A 19059-nucleotide genomic window follows, 5' to 3' on the forward strand; every position below is an offset into this window, starting at 1 on the left:
TAGCCATGGAAATCAGTGTTATCAAAATCGGGGGAAACGTCATCGATCACCCCGAAAAATCCATCGAGTTCCTGAAGGCTTTTGCCGGCTTCCCCGGAAACAAAATACTGGTACACGGCGGCGGCGTGTTGGCATCCCGAATAGGCAAGTCACTGGGCATCACACCTCAAATGGTAGACGGCCGCCGCATAACCGATGAAAAGACGCTGGAGGTAGTTACGATGGTCTATGCCGGACTGATAAACAAGCAGCTGGTAGCGCAACTACAGGCCTATGGGCAAAACGCCATAGGTATGACCGGGGCAGATGGAAATGTCATCCGGTCAGTAAAGCGCCCGGTAGGAATCATAGACTATGGGTTCGTAGGTGATGTGGTAGAAGTAAACACGCAATTTCTTACTGCCCTGGCAGACCAACAGGTCGCTCCCGTCATTTGTGCCATTACCCACGACAAAAATGGACAATTGCTAAATACCAACGCAGACACCATTGCTTCCACCATTGCCACTTCCTTGGCTAGATACCATACCGTCAATCTGTACTTTTGTTTTGACCGTGCAGGTGTATTGATGGATGAAGAGAAAGAAGACAGCCTGATTCCGCTGATTAACGAAGATATTTACGAGGAACTCAGGCGGGAAAACGTCATCCATAGCGGCATGATTCCCAAATTGGAAAATGCGTTTGCCGCGCTGCATCAGGGTGTTTCCAATGTGTGGCTGGGTCTACCTGAAAACCTACAACTCGCCGCTAAAGGCAAAAATGCCGGAACCATTATCCGTAGCCAAAAGTACGATTTGTATTAACCCAATATCAAACGAACCTACTTTGACCTTGGACAACCTAAAAGCTGAAGCAATTGCCTTACTCAAAAAGCTAATCGAAACCCCCTCATTTAGCCGAGAAGAAGCGAAAACAGCCGACCTGATTACGGATTACCTCAAAAACAAGCAGATCCCTTGGCATAGATTGGAAAACAACGTTTGGGCAAAAAATAAGCTGTTTGATCCAACCCTTCCCAGTTTGCTGCTTAATTCGCATCATGACACCGTAAAGCCCAATCAGGGGTATACCCGCAATCCGTTTCGTGCAGAGGTGTCGGAGGGAAAACTTTATGGTCTGGGCAGCAACGATGCAGGAGGCTGCCTGGTCAGTCTATTGGCAACATTTACCCATTTTTACGAACAAGCCCTCCCTTTCAATTTGATCTTTGCTGCCACTGCTGAGGAGGAAATCAGCGGAAAAAATGGCATGGAACGACTCATTCCCGAACTTCCCAAACTTGAACTGGCGATAGTCGGAGAACCTACCTTGCTTCAGCTAGCAGTGGCCGAAAAAGGGCTGCTAGTCATAGATGCCACCATAACCGGAAAGGCCGGACATGCCGCACGGGAAGAAGGAATCAATGCACTCTATCTGGCGTTAGATGACCTGCTAAAAATCAGAGATTACCGCTTCGAGAGAGTTTCTCCCTATCTGGGAAACACCAAAGTTACGGCCACCATTATACAAGCAGGCTCACAACACAACGTGGTACCCGACACCTGCACTTACACCCTAGATGTGCGCGTTACGGATGCATATACCCTACAAGAAGTCCTGGATGAGCTAAAAGCTGCCTTAATAGCAAAACTGGAACCTAGATCCATGAGGCTAAACTCTTCACATATTGCCCCGGATCATCGGATAATGCAAGTGGCCGACGCGATGGGGGTTTCCAAATACGGTAGCCCCACACTTTCCGACCAAGCATTGATTCCCTACCCTTCTGTAAAAATCGGACCCGGGGACTCCGCCCGTTCCCATACACCGGATGAGTTCATTTATTTGGATGAAATCGAAAAAGGAATCGAGTTGTATGTAGGGCTACTGAACGCTTATATACAAACCGTGTAAACAATGCTCCAAAGGGTAAATAACCACTAGCTGATCTAAAACCCCATTCACACGAAACCGTGCCTGGCCAACGGCAATCTGGCCAATATAAAATAGAAGACGGATGAAACTCTGGCAAAAAAACACCTCCAGCGAAAAAGAAGTAGAACGGTTCACCATAGGACGTGATCCCGAATTTGATATCCTATTAGCCCCCTTTGATGTTTTGGGTTCGCTAGCGCACGCCGAGATGTTGGAAAGCATCGGCTTGCTGACTTCCGAGGAACTGAAAACCCTCCAAACAGGCCTAAAGGAGATCTGGCAAGAAATCGAAGCAGGTACCTTCCGTATCGACGAAGGTGTGGAGGATGTTCATAGTCAGGTGGAATTCCTCCTAACCGAAAGGTACGGTGCTGTGGGTAAAAAGCTGCACAGTGGAAGATCCAGAAACGACCAGGTATTGGTAGATTTAAAACTTTACTACCGACACCGGATCCGGGAAATCCTGCAGCGCGCCGAAGGCTTGTTCAATTGTCTAATGGCACTGGCCGAGAAACATCGCGGAGACCTGATGCCCGGCTACACCCATACCCAACTGGCCATGCCTTCATCTTTTGGGCTTTGGTTTGGTGGGTTGGCTGAGTCGTTGGTGGAAGATATGCAGCTTTGGAATGCCGCCTTTTCACTGGTTAACCAAAACCCTTTGGGATCCGCTGCAGGATATGGGTCTTCTTTTCCGTTAAATCGAACGCTCACCACCCAGCTGCTCGGGTTTAGTGATCTACACTACAATGTAATCAACGCCCAAAACAGCCGGGGCAAAACCGAGAAATTCATTGCTTTTGCAGTGGCAGCGCTAGCCGGCACCCTCAACAAACTCTCGGCTGATGTCATTCAGTTTATGAACCCCCACTTTGGCTTTGTGGGCTTTCCGGATGAACTTACCACTGGGTCCAGTATCATGCCGCATAAAAAAAACCCAGATGTCTTTGAGTTGCTACGGGCAAAAACCAATCAATTGCAGTCCAGCCCTCAGACAGTCATGATGCAGCTCACCAACATGACCACTGGATATCACCGGGATCTTCAACTGCTGAAGGAGACCATCTTTCCGGATCTGGAGACACTTGCTGATTGCTTGGACATGGCTGTTTTTATGCTGGAGCATATCCGTGTGAAAAAGAACATTCTCAAAGATCCTTTTTACGCGTACCTGTTTAGCGTGGAAGAGGTCAACAAGCTCGTACTGGCTGGAATACCCTTCCGCGATGCCTACAAAAAGGTTGGGCTGGATATTGAAGCTGGGAATTTTGAACCTGAAACAAACGTGAACCACACCCATGAAGGAAGCATAGGAAACCTTTGCTTGGATCAGATACGGGGCAAAATGCAAGCAGTACTTCATTCCTTCAGCTTCGAGGAGATAGACCGCTCCCAAGCAAGTCTGCTGAAATAAAACCATCCGGCACATATATAAAAAGTAGGAAACACAACTTCCCATCCCCATTTTATGCCGTATCCTTCAAATGCATGGGCGAATTATCTGCAAATGGTTTATATTTAGAAATCACAAGTTGAATCACCCACCAAAAACTTACACACCTTGAAGGCACGATCAAACGGTTCACTAGTCTTTTTCTGGATGGCGCTTGTACTTATTCCCCAAGTGGGAATAGGGCAGCAGGCGACGGTTTCCGAAAGCAAAGAGACGTTCAAAACATACCCTTTTGGAGATCCTACTCCCATTGCTGCCTTTGCTTACAAACCGGATATTTACCCATATCACCGCTTTGAGGGATACAGCGTTGATCAGGTGGACAAGGAATGGCAAGTAATCCGAATGGAAAACGATTACCTCAGCGTAAGCATCCTGCCGGAAATCGGAGGTAGGGTATGGGGTGCCCGGGAAAAGTCTACCGGTTTTGACTTTATCTATGAAAACGGCGTAGTGAAATTCCGAAATATTGCCATGCGGGGACCTTGGACCTCGGGAGGCATAGAATTTAATTTTGGCATCATCGGACACGCGCCTAGCACCGCATCACCTGTAGACTACACCTGCTTCGAAAACGCCGATGGCAGTGTAACTTGCGTGGTGGGTACTATGGACCTCCCTTCACGTACCCAATGGAGAGTGAAAATCAACCTACCGAAGGACAAAGCCTTTTTCGAAACGGAGGGGCTTTGGTATAATCCGGAACCCATGCGCCAACCGTACTACAATTGGATGACAGCTGCCGCCCACGTAGGTGAGGATCAGGAGTTCTTTTATCCTGGTCATATCGCGTTGCAGCATAGTGGAAGCCTGATGGACTGGCCCGTGCAGGAAGGACGGAATACAGCTTTTTACAGGGAAAATAATTTTGGTTCCAGCAAGTCCCACCATATGGCTGGATCCTTCCAGAACCATTTCGGCGGATATTTTCACGAAAAGGGAGTGGGCTTTGGCCATTTTTCCAGCTACGAAGAGATGCCCGGCAAAAAGCTTTGGCTATGGGCCCTGTCGCGTTCCGGCGGAATTTGGGAAGACCTTTTGACAGATTCCGATGGTCAATACATGGAATTCCAGGCTGGGCGTATGCTAAACCAATTTTCTCCATCTCGAAACACACCTACGCCACTTACCAAAGCGGGCTTTACTCCCTACAGTCTGGACCGATGGACCGATTACTGGTTTCCCGTTAAGGGAATTGGTGGAATCAGCGACGTGTCGGAATATGGAGCCTTCTTCGTAAACCAAGAAAATGGTCAGATCAACATCAACTTCAATCCTTTTCAGGCTCTCGAAGGGCCAATGCTGTTTCTGGTAGACGGAAAACTAGAAGGGTCTCTTATCCTAGATTCCCGGCCCATGGACGTAATCAAACATTCTATACCCTCCAAAGAGGGCATGGAAAAATTGGAGATCAAACTTGGCAAAAAAACCCTTTACCAATGGCAGGCATCAGATCCTAACCGTCTCAGCCGCCCTTTCGGTGCTGAACTCGCACCTACTTTATCTGAGGCAGATGATCGCTATTACCAAGGCAGGCAAGAATACAACAGTCGCAACTACCGCGAAGCGCTAACCCAATACGAAACCTGCCTTTCCCTAAATCCAGGACACCAACTTGCCCGAATCGACTTGGCAGAGTTGGAATTCAGAAATGCCAACTACTCCAAAGCATTGACACATATTCTGTTGGCACTTTCAACCGATTTTTATGACCCACATGCAAACTTTGTAGCGGGCAGTATTTACCGGGAAATGGGTCAAACCATAGACGCTCTTGAAGCATATGGATGGTCCGCCCGTTCCATGGAGTTCCGGTCTGGGGCTTACACCGCCATGGCAGAAATTTATTTGGCACAGGGAGACCTTGAAAAGGCAAAAACCTATGGTAAAAAGGCCCTGGATTATGACCGTCACCAAGTGATGGCTTATCAACTGCTTGCCGTGGTGTCCCGTTTGGAGGACAGACCTGATGAAGCTGCCCAATGGCTAAAGATGTTACATGAAATTGACCCACTGAATCACTTTGGCAGATTTGAACAGTACCTGCTCAAAAAACCGGGGATGAGCCTCGGGACGTTTGACAACGGCATACAGAATGAGTTTCCGTTTCAGACCTACCTGGAAATCGCCTCAGTGTATTTAAAATACGGTCAAAATCAAGAAGCCGTCACGGTCCTGAAAGCCTCTAAAAGCCATTCCTTGGTACATCTTTGGCTAGCCTACTTGGATCACGCAAACAGCAACGCGCACCTGAATGCCTTTTTGGAGAAACCCATAGATTTTGTCTTTCCGTTCCGAAAAGAGACCTATCACATGCTACAGTGGGCAGCCGACAAGAATCCTTCTTGGAAAACCACCTACTACCTGGCCCTGAACAGCATGGCTCTGGGTAGAGATTCCGTCGCGATTCAACTACTTAAGAAACTCGGAAGCGATCCGGACGAAGCAAACTTTTACTTAAACCGAGCGGCACTTCTGAGAGAGGAACCGGGATACCGTTCTTACGAGGATTTGCAAACAGCATTAAAAATGGATCCGAACCAATGGCGCCACCATTATCACCTGGCAAAAGACTTCGAATCCGCAGGCAACCATGTAAAGCAACGCGAATTATTGGAGCATGCAGTGGCTGCGTTTCCGGGAAACTACATGCTTGAACTGGATCTGATAGGTGCGTGGAGCCAACTCGGCGAGTTTGATAAGGCCCTGAAAGGATTGGAAACCATTCAAGTGCTTCCCTATGAGGGTGCGGGTGAAGGCCGCGTGATTTTTGAAAACGTCTACCTAAACGCCGCACTGCTTGACCTACATAGCAGACGGCTTAGGGATGCCAATGCCAAAGTGGCCAAATCCTTGGAGTGGCCGGAAAATTTAGGCGTGGGCAAGCCATTTCAAACGGATGAAACCCTTCAGAACTACCTTTTCGCCTTGATCGCCAAAGCTGGGGGCAAGCAGAAAGCCTATCGCGACCGCCTGGAACTGGTTATAGAAGCCCACAAAACCCAACCAAGGAGACTGCTGCGACCGCATACAGCCTTGGTAATGCGTGCCTTGGAAAGTCTGGATCGTCAACACGAAGCGGATCGTATATGGGATGACATTCAAAAGACGGCCAATCATAAGGCTATTGAAAATCTCGGTAAACTGACGGGAAGAATTTCAGGAGAAGTTGAAGAAGACAATCGGGACTCCCAACTGGTGAAAAAACTATTGGAAACGGAGATACGGCGGTAAACCAATTGAAAAACAATCAAATAGAATCCCAAATCAGGTAAACCATGGCAAACGCCAACAGATACCCTCCCAAAAATGAAAAGAAATAAGGCCAAGTAAGGTCATATTCTTGGTAAACGGCTCGCTTTAATTGCTTAGGAAGAGGATTTATACGTTTAAATGATTTAAGCGGAAAAAGCGACAAAAACGCCAAGCTATACGTCATCGTAAGAATAAGCAGCGATACTAGTATTTCCATAGGACAAGGCTTCCGGACAAAGATAGAAAGAGCGTCTGAAAACCCAAGTGATGGAATCCCAAATTTCCAATAAACTCAACCTTATCAATGTTTTAGATTAAATACATTGAAAAAGTCGAACCGACGGTGCCGATTTTTAAACTTGTATTTCATCTTGGCATAGGTGTAGGAGGGAATAATCCGAAATGACTGTATGGTAACCGCCAACATCATACCGATCGAAATAAGGAAAATGAGCTCAAATCCGTAGCCTGCATCTACAATCACCCCATAAACAGCCGGCCCCACCGCAGAACTCAACACCATCACAGAGGTAAATATACTCCGTACCTTTCCAATCTGTGCAGCCCCAAACAACTCTACCTGAAGGGCGGACATGATGGCATTGCCTGTACCTGCAGAAATGCCCATAAAAACCATGTAGGGAAATATAACCCAAGGATTATCAACAAGCCAGATAAAAATGACGGCAATTAAAAATGGCATTAGGTAAAAGGGGAAAAAACGCCTTGCCGTGTACTTATCTATAAGTGGGCCTGCAAATAAAATGGAAACGGAACCAGCGATCGCATAAAAGGTAAGGCCCAACGCCATCCACTCTATCGTCCATCCCTTGTGTTCAGCGATGGTAAACTGGTAAAAAAAAAGCCCGGTAATGATAAAAGCCAAGGCAAACAGGTTAGGTGCCAACAGCAAAAAAGCTTTGGATTTCAAAATGTCCCAAGTGGAAACTTTGTCGGTAGCCTTCAGCTGCTGATCATCAGACGGTGTAGCCACTACGAGTTTCCGTTCATCAAGTAAATAATACAGCAGTATGGGAATAGCCACGAGCACTAAACCTGCATTAATCAATAATGAAGCCCGCCAGCCTGAAAACCCAATAATCCACACCACAGTAATCGGAAGTAGGGCCTGTCCTAAGGGGTGGCCGAGAGATGCCAAACTGATGGCTTTTCCCCTACCCTTGTCAAAGAACTTAGACATGCTGGTCATAGAAATGTGGCTAAAAAGTCCTTGTCCTGCTATGCGAAGTCCAAAAAACACCAATGGCAACAAATATCCATGTTGCACAAAACTCATGGCAATCATAGAAACTACAAATACCGCAGTAGATACCAACGTATAGTTTGTCAATTTCACCTGATCAATGAGTTTCCCCACACGCGGAAGCAACAATGCGCTGCCCACAGTGGCTATCATGTAATAGAGGCTGATCCGGGCATTTTGCATGTCGAATTCCTCCATCAAAAAAGGAATATAGATGGCAAGTAGATAGGTTTGACCATACCCTGACAAATAAGTCATCAGCATCCCGAAAGAAAGTAGTCTTAAGTTTGACCGTACAAATGCAAAATACCCCATATTCATCAAGGTGAAGACCCTAAATACTTCGGATAAGGAATCTAAAAAATAGTAGCTGTAACCGCAGCCAAAAACAAATGTAAAAAATTCCCCATTGACACTTAATAAATTATTTGTTTTTCGCCTATTTAAAGGCCCCAAAGCAACTATATTTCGGGATTTTTTAGTTACTTAGCTAAAACTTCAATCAACACACTATGGCTACTGGATTACAGCACCTACACTCGTTTCTCGCTTATTTGGCACTCCTGGGACTGATTATCAGCTTCTTGTATGGCATGATCGGTGCCTTTAGTGGACGAGAGTTTACCGAAAAGGACCGAAAATTTGCCCTCTTCGGTTTGATTCCCGTTCATGTTCAGTTTTTGGTTGGAATCATTCTTTATTTCGTGAGCCCTTTGGGACTCGCCAATTTGAGTGCTGCTGCAATGTCCGATGCAGCGAGCAGATTGTATGCGGTAGAACATCCACTTATCAACATTATTGCGGTAGCGGTCATCACCGTTGGGTACAGTCGAGCCAAAAAAATCACCGAGAGCAAAAACCGGTTTAGAAGCATTTACATGTTTTACGGCGTTGGACTCATCCTGATTCTCAGCCGAATCCCATGGGGCGCTTGGTTTAATTAAACCAGCTACCAATCTGGACAAACCTATCTCATAGAGGCCTGCAGGACATACTTTTCTGCGGGCCTCTTTGCATGAACTCAAGATCCTACTTCGACCGCATCTCCCTGAATACAAATTCCCTTTTCACCGCTAATCCATGGACAAACACATACTGATTGACCTAGTGACGAAACGAATGCCCTTCGGAAAATACAAAAACAAGCTGATATGTGACCTGCCAGAGCATTATTTAGTTTGGTTCAGAAGTCAGGGATTTCCGGAGGGAAAACTGGGCCTTTGGCTGGAAACCATGTGCGAAATCCAGCTAAATGGACTTACACACCTCATTGATGAAATAAAACGAATACACCGTGGTAGCTAACTAGGCTTAGAAAAATCGCTTGGTATCACGTTTCCCATTGCAAATTTCGAAAAGATGCAATACCTTTGCATTTGACACTATATTGCAAAAAGTGACGATTCCGGTGAGCCCACGCATACTTGTAATTTTACTCTTCATCGCCCTTCTTCCCTACCCCGCCCAGGCTCAGTCTTCCCATAAGGTAAGCGGCAAGGTCTCGGGAGAATCTGGAGAGCCCCTGCTCGCTCATATTCACATCCACGAATTGGGAAAGGGAACGGTGTCCGATTTGGATGGACAATTCTCCATCTCCAACCTTCGATCCGGTACCTACCACTTTCACGTAACCCACATAGGGTATAAAGCCCAAACGCTGACCGTTCGCCTAGCCGACGAAGATGTATTCCTTACCATTGTAATGCCCGAGTCGGCTTTGACCCTACAAGCACTAACGGTGGAAGCAAATCCCTTCAAAAACGGCCCCATCGAGCAATCCCAAACCATCGATGTCATAGACCGTGATTTTATCGAAAAAAACAATACCGGCACATTTGCAAACGCCTTGGAAAAACTACCGGGCATAAGTACCCTCAACACTGGAGTCGGAATCAGTAAGCCCGTGATTCGGGGCATGAGCTTTAACCGCATCATGATCAATGACCGGGGTATCAAACAAGAAGGCCAACAATGGGGTGCCGACCATGGCTTGGAAATTGACCCCTTCGACGTGGATCGCGTAGAGATTATCAAAGGACCCGCCTCCTTGGTTTATGGATCTGACGGCATGGCAGGAGTTATCAATATCGCACCGGGAGCGACACCCGACCCGGGTTCACTAAAGGGTCATTTGATCAGCACCTATCGCTCCAATAACCATATGATAGGCAATACCGCCATGGTGGAGGGAAATGAAAATGACGTAATATTTAAGGCGAGATTTACCGCTCAGGATTACCAAAACTATAGGGTACCTGCCAGCCAATTCACCTACGCAGGTTTTGTGCTTCCCATCGACGATAGGCGCCTTAAAAATACCGCAGGACAGGAGCGCCATTTTTCGGTCTCTGCGGGTGTTAGACGAAACTGGGGAAAATCCACTCTAACCATCAGCCGCTTTAGTCAGCAGGCAGGCATCTTCACCGGTGCAGTGGGGATTCCCACCGCCTACAGCCTCCGACATGAAGGAAAACACGGAATTGTGGATTTTCCAAAACAGAACAATACCCACTTAAAGATCATTAGCAATACCACTATTCAACATAAAAAGAACTGGTTGGAGATCGACCTAGGCTACCAAGCAAATCAACGGCAAGAAGAATCGCTCCCCCATGCGCATGGGGTGGGTCCTACGCCCGAAGGAAACCTAGCGCTTGGACTTTTCTTGGATACATTTACCGGCAATGTACGATACAACCGACAACTCAACGGCAAGCATCAGACCATTGTCGGTTTTCAGGCACAGCACATGCAAAACCAACACACGGGGTTTGAATTCCTGTTGCCGGATTTTACCAGCACACAGGGAGGCGCCTATTACTTCCACGAATACCGGTGGAAGAAAAACCTAATCGCCAATGCGGGTATCCGTGTCGATGCAGCCAACCACCAAATTCAAGAACACCTACAACCCATTTACGAACGTCTTCAGCCTACCGGAGAGTTCGAGCAGCGAAACCCCGATATTGACCGAACTTTTTTCAACCTAAGCGGTTCTTCTGGTTTATCTTGGATATTTTGGGAGCATCACAACCTGAAGCTCAATGTAGGAAGTAGCTTTCGCATGCCAACACCGATCGAACTTTCCACCAATGGCATTCACCATGGTAACTTCAGGCACGAAGTTGGAAATGCAGGCTTAAATCCAGAAAGAAGCTACCAGGCCGACCTGAATTACAGCTATTCCAAAAAGAAATTTCTTTTGGGTATAAGTCCCTTTTGGGGCTACTACGACGGGTATATTTACCTTTCTCCAACCGGTCGGTTTTCTACCATCCCTGGTGCTAGCACCGTTTGGGAATACCGGCAAAACAATGCGGTGTTTACCGGCGGAGAAGTGAAAACGGAATGGGTGGCAGGCGCTGGCTTTTCGTTCACCTTAGCCGCAGAGTACGTGTATAATTTTAACTTGGACACCCGCCTGCCATTGCCACTTACTCCCCCATTCAGTGTGCTGACTGGCATTCACTATGCTTTGCCGGTTTCCACACAAGCTTTCGGCGACCTGTATACCTATGTGGAATACCGACATGCGGCCGATCAAAACCGCACCGATCGAAACGAACGGGTCACCGAGGGCTACGACCTTTTGGAAGCGGGCTTAGGTTGGGAATCGCACATTGGAAATCAACCCCTAAAGTTTCAGCTGAGTGGCCAAAACCTGACCAATACCTTTTATTTTAACCATCTGAGCAGGTATAGGCTTCTTAATCTTCCCGAGCAGGGACGGAATATATCTTTGAGTCTTAAAATCCCAATTCGAATAAAATAAGCATTGATTCCGTAAATTTTCTTGCAGTATTCATACGCAAGCATTATACTTGCAACATATTTGCATTTGCAACCTTGTTTAATCTAACCATAATTATCATGAAAAAAGGATTCAGCTTCTTGGCTTTGGGAGTTTCTCTTTGCTTGATCGCATGTGAAACCGATGACGACCAAATGAGAGACCTCACCGCACCTGTTATCGGAGCTGCCGACGGTCGGGATGAAATCAGACCAGTACATGGCGAAACCAGAGCGGCAACTACGGATCATATGCACGTGCGCTTTGCCGTGGAAGATCCCTCAGGCATTGCACAGATTCGTGTAGATGTGCACAACTCCTTTGATGGCCACAGCCACGGTAGGATCATGACAGGATTTGAGCCCCTGAATGTAGACGATATATATTCGCCAGATGCCAGCAACCCAACTTTTCGCTTTCCACAGGGAGCCACAAGGGTAAGTATCGACGGTACCGGAACGGATATTTATTGGGGAGGGAACAACACTAGAGTCAGTGGAAATGTATTGGCCGGACCCTATGATTTCAGTATTCAGGCAATCGATATCCATGGCAACCAAACCAGCTTTGGGGATGGGTCAAACTATCTGGCTACATTTTACATCCGAACTCCCTATGCCCCGGAGATAAATGTGACAAACCTTCATGATGGTGAATTGGAAGGAGATCATGGAGAAGCTCTGGAGGTGGAAGGCACCATCCGAAAAACCTCCCACGAACTAAGCTCTGACCTAAAGTTTGTGTGGATTAGACTGGCAGAAGAGGACGATGACCATGATCACGATGGCCATGCGCATGCTAGAATCATGTCAGGAGAATTTTATGAGCGTATGTGGGGTTCCTCAACTTGGCGACAAGGCTTTTCTGGGCCAGACTTACCGCACAGTGGTGAAATTGACTTGGCTGAATTACTCAGTGGAGATAACGCCATTATTGTTCCCGATGGGGAAGAACATTTGGATTTAATTATTTGGGTGGAAGATGTTTCTGGAAATATATCGAAATATGTGTTTGAAGTGCACGCACACTAAAGAGAAAATCAAATCATCGCCTCCAAGCGTTTGCTTGGGGGCTTTTTTTATCTATTGTTTGTTTAAGAAAAATCGAGTGTGCGGAAAAAGCGATACCTTTTCATTTGGCGTCCCTGATCCTTTCGAGTTAAATACCCGATGATCTTTAAAGATAGCCTCTACAGCATGAATATAATCCTCTTTCGGATCATCTGATTGTTCAGAGAGCTCTGCCATTTCTTGGTTTATCAGAAAGAAAAAACCCAAAAGCAACCCATATTTCCGTATCGTATCCATGGTTATCTTGTTTAACAAAAATATAACCATGTCTAAACAAAAAAGTTTGTACTTTGATGAAAATTTGAATTACTTTCTATTGATGTGGAAAGTAAGGCGTACAGATAGCTACACTTTCTCTGTGGAAGAGTTCAGGGGAATTAGGGTTTTTTCCGACATTTCCGGTGGCCAAGATCACCGAGTAGTCGGGTCCATCCTCTGCCAAGTGTATCTTGATATGACCATCAAAGCGCTTGAAATCTTCAAAGCGAAGGCTAGTACCATCAGAAAGGGTTCCCAGCACAGTTCGGCTTTGTAGCGAACGAATATCTACCGGGTTCAATGTTACCGCAATGGCGGCATCCGCTTCCTCATAGCTACCGAAATGCAGGTGACTGGGGAAAAAATATGGCTCCCGGCTGTCCGCACCCCGTAGCGTTAATATAATTTCCAGTCCACCATCTCTCATTTCTTTGATGACGGCATTACCTTCATAAGGAAAGTCGCTAGACTGAAAAAGCTGATAGGTGATGCTATTGGCGGTGTAGGCCTCTTCCTCCTGCTGACAGGATGCTAACAGAAGGGCAATCATCGCCCATATAGAAATTTGTCGCATGGCTTTTGTTATTATAATTTGCTAAACGAATTTTACGTTTTGTTGTTACCTTCTTAACAATTTAAGTTCGGCAATTAATTCCTTACCTGACGAATATCATTGAATAGCCATGCAAGTTACAGACCGGTATGAAGCAGTTCTCCGATTTATTTTCCAGATTAGATCAATCGAATAAGACCAAAGATAAGCTGGAATATCTAAAAAATTTCTTTTTGGAAGCACCAGATTCGGATAAAATCTGGACACTTGCCTTATTTGCACATCGGCGACCGAAGCGGACTGTTACCGCCTCCCAACTCAGGGAGTGGTGCCAAGAAGTAGCACAGATTCCGGTTTGGCTATTTGATGAGTGTTACCATACCGTGGGTGATTTGGCAGAGACAATTGCCCTACTTTTACCTCCCGCCAGCCAGCAAAGCAGTAAATCCCTGACCGAATGGGTTCGAATGCTGAAATCCCTAGCTGATATCCCCGAGCAGGAACGAAAGCCACTAATTATTCAGGCTTGGTTCCAACTCTCTAAGGAAGAACGTTTCGTGTTTACCAAGCTAATAACCGGTGGTTTCCGGGTAGGCGTAAGCCAGAATATGGTCACGCAGGCAATTGCCGACGCCTATCAAATAGAGAAGTCTGAAGTAGCCCACCGCATTATGGGCAACTGGGATCCCGCCCAAACCTCGTTTGAGGCGTTGATTCTATCCCGAAACCCGGCAGATGACCTATCAAGGCCGTACCCTTTTTGCCTTGCCCATGGCGTAGATTTCGAAGTGAAGGACTTGGGTGAAGCATCTGAATGGTTGGTCGAGTGGAAATGGGATGGCATCCGTGGCCAATTGATTCGGAGAAAGGGACAAACTTACCTTTGGTCCAGAGGCGAGGAATTGATCACCGAAAAGTTTCCGGAACTTGTTTTTATGGCGGAGTCCTTGCCTAATGGCACAGTCTTGGACGGAGAGCTGCTACCCTATGGACCATCGGGACCGCTGCCCTTCGCTGTCTTACAAACCAGGCTTGGAAGAAAAACCGTCTCCAAAAAGCTCATGGAAAGTGCTCCCATTGTCTTCGTAGCATACGACATACTGGAATCGCAAGGTAAGGACCTACGTGCTGGCTCGCTTGTTTCAAGAAGAAGCATACTGCAAGCATTGGTGGCAAGCATAAAACATCCATGCCTTCTATTTTCTGCAGAAATCGCGGATGGTAGCTGGAACAGCCTGAGTGAATTACGGGAACAATCCAGAAAGCGAAAAGCCGAGGGGCTAATGCTCAAACGTAAAAGCTCGCCGTATGAAGCCGGAAGAAAACGGGGAAACTGGTGGAAATGGAAGATTGACCCTTTGACGGTCGACGGAGTATTGCTTTATGCCCAGAAGGGACATGGACGTCGTGCCGATCTATATTCGGACTACACGCTTGCTGTATGGGATGGCGAACTACTGATACCCTTTGCAAAAGCCTATTCTGGTCTTACGGACGCTGAAATGGCCGAAGTGGATCGGTTTGTGAAGCAGCATACCAAGGAGCGTTTTGGCCCTGTGAGGACGGTCACCCCGGAATTGGTTTTTGAGATTGCCTTTGAGGGCATACAGGAAAGCGCCCGCCACAAATCGGGGATTGCACTGCGGTTTCCTCGGATTCTTCGCTGGCGCCAGGATAAAAAACCCAAAGATGCGAATACGCTTTCCGATCTAAAGGTACTTTTGGAGCAATATGGAAAATAACTCCCTAAACCCAGCCATCCGCTGGTTTGAATCTAAGGGATGGAAACCCTTTCCCTTTCAGGTGGAAACGTGGATAGACTTTTTAGATGGCAAGAGCGGCCTGCTTAACGCTCCTACAGGCAGTGGAAAAACCTATGCCTTATGGATACCGGTGTTATTACAGTACATCAGAAATCACCCGGAGGATTGGGCCAAACCGCGAAAAAACGGCATTCAGATCATTTGGATCACGCCGTTGAGAGCGTTGGCGCAAGACCTGCAGCGCGCCATGCAGGAAGCCTGCCTAGAGATGGGCATTCCCTGGCGGGTAGAAGTCCGAAATGGAGATACCGATCAAAAAGCCCGAAAAAACCAATCAAGAAACCCACCTGAGTGCCTGGTTACCACGCCTGAGACATTGCACATCCTGCTCTCCCAAAAAGAACACAGCCGACTGTTTGAAGACCTACGGGCCATCGTAATAGACGAATGGCACGAGCTACTGGGGAACAAACGTGGTGTTCAGGTTCAACTTGCCTTGGCCTATATCAGGCAACTTTGCAGCCCAAACCTACAAGTATGGGGTATCTCCGCCACTATTGGCAACATGGAGGAAGCATGCCACGTATTACTGGGCGATCGTCTTCCCGTACATATAGTACGGGCGCAGATCCAAAAAAACATCCAACTGCGTACGATCTATCCTGACGAACTGGAAAAATATCCTTGGTCCGGGCACCTTGGCATCCGGTTGATCCAAAAAATAATCCCCATTATCGAAAAACACCGTTCACTGCTCCTGTTTACGAATACCAGGGCACAGGCAGAACTTTGGTACCAGCAATTGATGGTCCTCAGACCAGATTGGGCAGGCTGGGTCGCCATTCATCACGGATCGTTAGATCAGACCGTTCGAAGTTGGGTGGAGGAATCCCTCCATGGGGGAAAACTCAAGCTGGTAGTCTGTACTTCTTCCCTTGATTTAGGGGTGGACTTTAGGCCGGTGGATGCCGTCATTCAGGTAGGGAGTCCAAAAGGAGTGGCCCGGTTCCTGCAACGTGCCGGAAGGTCAGGCCACCAGCCAGGCCAGCCAAGTATTATCTATTTTTTACCCACCAACGCGCTGGAACTCATCGAAGCATCTGCCCTGCGTTCAGCCATAGAAACCGGAGACGTGGAACAAATCCCCTGCCCCACCCAAACCATGGACGTTCTTATCCAGTTTTTGGTAACCCTATCACTGGGCAACGGATTTTATCCAGATAAACTTTTTCCAGTAATTCGGACAGCCTATTCATTTAAGAAACTCACGCAAGAAGAATTTCAGTGGGCGCTAACCTTTATCACAAAAGGAGGCGAATCACTTCGGGAATACGAAGAGTTTGCCAAAGTGGCCGTTGATACGGACACCAGGCATGTAGTAAAAGACAAGAAGACAGCCATGAGGCACCGGTTGTCCATGGGAACCATCGTAAGTGATCCCATGTACAAGATCAAATTTAAAAACGGCACCTATCTGGGCATGGTGGAAGAATATTTCATATCAAAACTAAAGCAGGGAGACGAATTCTTCTTTGCCGGCAGAAATCTGGAATTTTTGCATATTCGGGATCTAAGCGCCATCGTACAGCTATCCAAACGAAAAAGTAATTTGGTCCCCTCTTACATGGGGGGCAGAATATCCCTCACCTCCAAACTTTCTGCTAAGATGCGGGAAATCTTGGAGGCTGCTTCCCGTTTGGAGTACCGCTCCGAAGAGGTCGCCTATCTGGCCCCGTTATTGGAACTACAACAGCGTCTATCGCTGATCCCCGACTCCCACACTTTGCTGATAGAACAATACCACACCAATGAGGGGCATCACGTTTTCTTCTTTCCATTTGAGGGGAGGATGGTTCATGAAGTATTGGCTGCCCTGGTCGCCTATCGGATTTCTGTCAGTTACCCCTTAACGTTCAGCTTGGCCATGAACGACTATGGCTTCGAATTGCTGTCAGACAGCCCCATTCCAATCGAGGATGTGCTGGAAGAAAACCTGTTTTCGGAAGAAAACCTGGAAGACGACCTCCTTGCCAGCATCAACGAAAGCGAAATGGCCAAGCGGAAGTTCCGGGACATTGCCACCATTGCGGGCTTGGTCTTTCAGGGTTATCCCGGCAAACCAGTGGCCTTTAAACACCTTCAGGCCAACTCCGGGATATTGTACGGAGTCTTTGACGAGTACGAACCTGAAAACCTGTTGTTGAAACAAGCCCACCGCGAAGTACTGGACATGCAAATGGAAAAGGACAACATCCTGCAGGCCATTCGGGAAATCAACCGTCAGCGGATCACATTAAAAAGTCCCCTAAAATGGACCCCCTTTTCCTTCCCTATTATGGTGGACCGGCTCCGTGCATCGCTTAGTTCTGAAACCATCGAAGATCGTGTCCGGAAAATGCAGGCCAGTCTAGAAGATTGACCATACCCGTAAAAAGCCTTGGGTTTGCCCATAAAAAATAAGTACCTTCCATTCTTGGATTTAACCACGACTCATTCAAACGCCTATGAGAAAGATTCTCCCACAGAAGAAGGTCTATGATCGACGAATCCTTCCTGAGCGTCGTTGGGCAAAGACCTTAAGCATTAACTAACACCTAAAAAACAAATGAAAAAATACCTATTCGTTGTTACTTGGATAATTAGCCAAGCCTGTTTGGCCCAAACGCCTCCCAATGGTCCGGAAGTAACCGACCTCACTTGGGACAAATTCACCGTGGAAACGGTCGTAGACAATCTGAAAGTGCCTTGGGGGCTTACTTTCTTGCCGGACGGCAGCATGCTCGTCACCGAGCGAAGCGGCGAAATGATCCATGTGAAAGATGGTAACAGGACCGAAATCAAGGGAGTCCCGGCGGTGAAAGCTGCCGGACAGGGCGGATTATTGGATGTCATTGCTCATCCTGATTTTGCACAGAACGGATGGATCTATTTCTCCTACTCATCGGAAGAGGGATCCGGCGATGGTGCACATACAGCCATTAGCAGGGCTAAGTTAAGTGGCGATCAGTTGACAGACCTACAGGTGCTTTACAAAGGGAGTCCAAACAGTAATGCAGGCCACCATTATGGTTCCCGAATCGTTTTTGATGGAAAAGGTCACATCTACTTTTCCATTGGGGACCGAGGAGACCACCCCAATAATCCCCAGGACATCAAACGCGATGGTGGCAAAATCTACCGCCTACATGAAGACGGACGGATACCAGCTGACAATCCCTTCGTAGGCACCTCCGGTGCGAAAACAGCCGTCTATTCCTATGGTCACCGAAATCCTCAGGGGATGATCGTACATCCTGAAACCGGTGATGTATGGGTACACGAGCATGGTCCCCGGGGTGGCGATGAAATCAACGTAATCAAGAAAGGAGCAAACTACGGTTGGCCGGTAATTTCCTACGGCATCAACTACAATGGTACCATATTGACGGAAAAAACCCATGAGCCGGGAATGGAGCAGCCGCTATATTACTGGGTACCCTCCATCGCACCAAGTGGATTGGCTGTGGTAACAAGCAACCACTATCCTGAATGGAAAGGAGATATCTTGGTAGGTTCGCTTAGCTTTGCCTACCTCGAAAAACTAACCTTAAGTGGAAATAAAGTGGTGAAGCGAGAACGTGTCATCGATGGTTTGGGTCGGGTAAGGAACGTGGTAATAGGACCCGATGGGTATATCTATGCAGGTATCGAAGGCAAGGGAATCGTGAAAGTGGTACCTACCAAATAGTCCCCTTTC

General features: G+C 47.2%; 15 protein-coding genes. 11 read left to right on the forward strand and 4 right to left on the reverse strand.

The genetic code is table 11. The features are described 5' to 3' along the window. The first annotated feature begins 5 nt into the window (after positions 1-5). From argB to IAQ59_RS00890, 4 genes are all read left to right on the forward strand, one after another. On the forward strand, positions 6-806 hold the full coding sequence (gene argB, locus IAQ59_RS00875) for an acetylglutamate kinase (protein WP_209328873.1): 801 nt from the start codon (positions 6-8) through the stop codon (positions 804-806). A 28-nt stretch (positions 807-834) separates the two neighbouring features. Beyond that, positions 835-1896 (forward strand): M20 family metallo-hydrolase, encoded by a 1062-nt coding sequence (locus tag IAQ59_RS00880; RefSeq protein WP_245189341.1) that lies wholly within the window; start codon positions 835-837, stop codon positions 1894-1896. Positions 1897-1999: 103 nt separating this feature from the next. After that, positions 2000-3331, forward strand: a complete 1332-nt coding sequence (argH, locus tag IAQ59_RS00885; protein ID WP_209328875.1) for an argininosuccinate lyase — start codon at positions 2000-2002, stop codon at positions 3329-3331. Between the two features lie 147 nt (positions 3332-3478). Continuing rightward, positions 3479-6604 carry a DUF5107 domain-containing protein gene (locus tag IAQ59_RS00890; RefSeq protein WP_245189342.1) on the forward strand — a complete coding sequence of 1042 codons (3126 nt, stop codon included), beginning with the start codon at positions 3479-3481 and terminating at the stop codon, positions 6602-6604. Between the two features lie 16 nt (positions 6605-6620). Here IAQ59_RS00890 and IAQ59_RS00895 read toward each other — a convergent pair whose 3' ends face one another. Beyond that, positions 6621-6842, reverse strand: coding sequence for a hypothetical protein (locus tag IAQ59_RS00895; RefSeq protein WP_209328876.1), 222 nt, complete (start codon positions 6840-6842; stop codon positions 6621-6623). An 84-nt stretch (positions 6843-6926) separates the two neighbouring features. Then, positions 6927-8204, reverse strand: coding sequence for an MFS transporter (locus tag IAQ59_RS00900; RefSeq protein ID WP_209328877.1), 1278 nt, complete (start codon positions 8202-8204; stop codon positions 6927-6929). Between the two features lie 197 nt (positions 8205-8401). On the opposite strand from IAQ59_RS00900, the gene IAQ59_RS00905 reads away from it, so the two are divergent. The 4 genes from IAQ59_RS00905 to IAQ59_RS00920 all read left to right on the forward strand — a co-directional run bounded on the left by IAQ59_RS00905 (position 8402) and on the right by IAQ59_RS00920 (position 12710). After that, entirely contained in the window at positions 8402-8833 is a 432-nt protein-coding gene (locus tag IAQ59_RS00905; protein ID WP_209328878.1) for a hypothetical protein, read from the forward strand. A 136-nt stretch (positions 8834-8969) separates the two neighbouring features. Beyond that, complete coding sequence (locus IAQ59_RS00910) at positions 8970-9194, forward strand: DUF3820 family protein (RefSeq protein ID WP_209328879.1); 225 nt, start codon at positions 8970-8972, stop codon at positions 9192-9194. Between the two features lie 103 nt (positions 9195-9297). Continuing rightward, on the forward strand, positions 9298-11661 hold the full coding sequence (locus tag IAQ59_RS00915; protein ID WP_342450669.1) for a TonB-dependent receptor: 2364 nt from the start codon (positions 9298-9300) through the stop codon (positions 11659-11661). Between the two features lie 98 nt (positions 11662-11759). Beyond that, the gene (locus IAQ59_RS00920; RefSeq protein ID WP_209328880.1) at positions 11760-12710 is read left to right on the forward strand and encodes a DUF4625 domain-containing protein; all 951 of its coding nucleotides are present in this window, start codon (positions 11760-11762) and stop codon (positions 12708-12710) included. A gap of 51 nt (positions 12711-12761) precedes the next feature. On the opposite strand, the gene IAQ59_RS00925 is transcribed toward IAQ59_RS00920, so the two are convergent. Together IAQ59_RS00925 and IAQ59_RS00930 are read right to left on the reverse strand one after the other, a co-directional pair. Then, on the reverse strand, positions 12762-12986 hold the full coding sequence (locus IAQ59_RS00925) for a hypothetical protein (protein ID WP_209328881.1): 225 nt from the start codon (positions 12984-12986) through the stop codon (positions 12762-12764). A gap of 76 nt (positions 12987-13062) precedes the next feature. Beyond that, complete coding sequence (locus tag IAQ59_RS00930; protein WP_209328882.1) at positions 13063-13581, reverse strand: hypothetical protein; 519 nt, start codon at positions 13579-13581, stop codon at positions 13063-13065. Positions 13582-13709: 128 nt separating this feature from the next. On the opposite strand from IAQ59_RS00930, the gene IAQ59_RS00935 reads away from it, so the two are divergent. The 3 genes from IAQ59_RS00935 (at position 13710) to IAQ59_RS00945 (ending at position 19050) form a co-directional block, all read left to right on the forward strand. Beyond that, the gene (locus tag IAQ59_RS00935; protein ID WP_209328883.1) at positions 13710-15302 is read left to right on the forward strand and encodes an ATP-dependent DNA ligase; all 1593 of its coding nucleotides are present in this window, start codon (positions 13710-13712) and stop codon (positions 15300-15302) included. Continuing rightward, positions 15292-17742: a ligase-associated DNA damage response DEXH box helicase gene (locus tag IAQ59_RS00940; protein WP_209328884.1), complete on the forward strand. Its 2451-nt coding sequence runs from the start codon at positions 15292-15294 to the stop codon at positions 17740-17742. The genes IAQ59_RS00935 and IAQ59_RS00940 overlap by 11 nt, the downstream gene beginning before the upstream one ends. A gap of 186 nt (positions 17743-17928) precedes the next feature. Next, entirely contained in the window at positions 17929-19050 is a 1122-nt protein-coding gene (locus tag IAQ59_RS00945; protein ID WP_245189344.1) for a PQQ-dependent sugar dehydrogenase, read from the forward strand. The last annotated feature ends 9 nt before the right edge of the window (positions 19051-19059 follow it).

Origin of the sequence: Lunatimonas salinarum (genome assembly GCF_017811155.1) — a bacterium.
Lineage (GTDB): Bacteria > Bacteroidota > Bacteroidia > Cytophagales > Cyclobacteriaceae > Lunatimonas > Lunatimonas salinarum.